At 36.9% G+C, this 1884-nt stretch carries 2 protein-coding genes; both read left to right on the top strand.

Features of this window, described 5'->3' with window-relative positions:
* On the top strand, positions 1 to 930 hold a 930-nt coding region (locus FHL06_RS14425; RefSeq protein ID WP_192917988.1), incomplete at its 5' end, for an SIR2 family NAD-dependent protein deacylase.
* A 102-nt stretch (positions 931 to 1032) separates the two neighbouring features.
* Positions 1033 to 1884 (top strand): aldo/keto reductase (locus FHL06_RS12565; protein WP_153386919.1); only part of this gene is annotated, 852 nt, incomplete at its 3' end.

The raw sequence follows: 1884 nt of genomic DNA on the forward strand, positions 1-1884 counted from the left end.
AATTATCAACAATATTTTGGCGTTTACGCTAGTGGAAAAACACCAGTGGCATTAACTGCAAGAGAGCCATTACCATATGATCAACAGCTAGATGTTTTTGCCCAAAAAATAAACGAGGCCGATCATATCATTGTTGGAGGAGCTTCAGGATTATCAGCAGCTGGTGGTGGAGATTTTTATTATGAAGATAACGCATCATTTAGAAAGTATTTTGGAAAGTTTGCTGAAAAATATGGTATGAAAGGTGCCTTTGCAGGAATGAAGTATCCATTTAAAACTCGTGAAGAGTATTGGGGATATTTAGCAACGTTTTTATATACAACACAACATGCCGAAGTAAGAAAACCATATAAAGATTTGCAAGCTATTTTGCGGGGTAAAGATTATTTTATATTAACCACTAATCAAGATACTCAAGCAATCAAAGCTTTTCCAGAAGATAAAGTGGCTCAGATTCAGGGAGATCATCGTTTTTTCCAATGCTCTAATAGTTGTTCTGATGAGGTATATGATGCAGTAGAACCAGTTGAAGAAATGGTCAAAACAATGGGAGATGATACTAAGATACCAACAGAGTTGATTCCTAAGTGTCCCCATTGTGGTAGCGAAATGTTTCCATGGGTCAGAGGATATGGAAATTTCTTGGAAGGAACTAGATATCGCGAAGAATATCGAAAAATTTCAGATGATCTAAATAATAATTTACATGATAAGAAGATTTTGTTTATTGAGCTTGGCGTTGGTCGAATGACACCGATGTTTATTCAAGAGCCATTTTGGGCATTAACTCATACGTTGAATGGGGCTTACGATATTATGGTCAATCGTGATTATCAGTTCTTGCCACAACAAATTGAAGATAAGGGGCAAGCTATTAAAGGAGATATTGATAAAGTCTTAGGTGACGTAAGAAAGAGGCTAGAACAGTAGTATACGAGTAAAGTATGCTACTATAGCTTTTTAGTAATTTTCAAAGTTGAATTCTGACCTTATACTGTATTTATCATTTCAAGAGCTTGATAAGGAGATATTATGACAAATACAAATATTACAAATTTTAAATTAAACGACGGTACAGAAATCCCATCATTCGGTTTCGGTACTTTCCAAATTCCCGCTGACGGTTCAACATACAAAGCAGTTAGTGATGCTTTGAAATTAGGCTATCGCCACATTGATACAGCGGTAGCCTACTTCAATGAACAAGAAGTCGGTAAGGCTATCAAGGATAGCGGTATTCCTCGTGACCAAATCTGGGTTACTTCAAAACTATGGCTTCAAGATTTTGCTTATGAAGATGCTAAAAAGGCTATCGACACTTCACTTCAAAAACTAGGTTTGGATTATATGGATCTTTATTTGATTCACCAACCATATGGTAAAGTTGATGAAGCTTGGAAGGCCATGGAAGAAGCTAAAGCTGCTGGTAAGATTCGTTCAATCGGGGTTTCAAATATGACACCTAAGATCTGGAATAAGTGGGTACTAAACTTTGCTACAATGCCAAGTGTTAACCAAATTGAATACAATCCTTATTTCCAACAAAAAGAATTGCGTAAGATTATGGCCGACGCTCATGTGACACTAGAAGCTTGGGCTCCACTAGGTCAAGGTAGTAAAGATTTGTTTGCCGAACCATTATTGAATGATTTAGCCAAAAAATATGGTAAAGACGTCGGTCAAATTATCCTTCGTTTCGAACATCAAGAAGGTATAATCGTCTTTCCTAAGTCAGTTCATGAGGCACGTATCAAGTCAAACAAGGAAATCTTTGACTTTGCTTTAACATCAGATGAAATTGATGCTATCTGTCCTTTGGACCGCAATGGTAAAGGTAAGCACAATCCTGATTATGATTGCGTTGGGGAAAGGCTTTTGAACGCC

The sequence above is a fragment of the Companilactobacillus halodurans genome (assembly GCF_009600985.1).
Lineage (GTDB): Bacteria > Bacillota > Bacilli > Lactobacillales > Lactobacillaceae > Companilactobacillus > Companilactobacillus halodurans.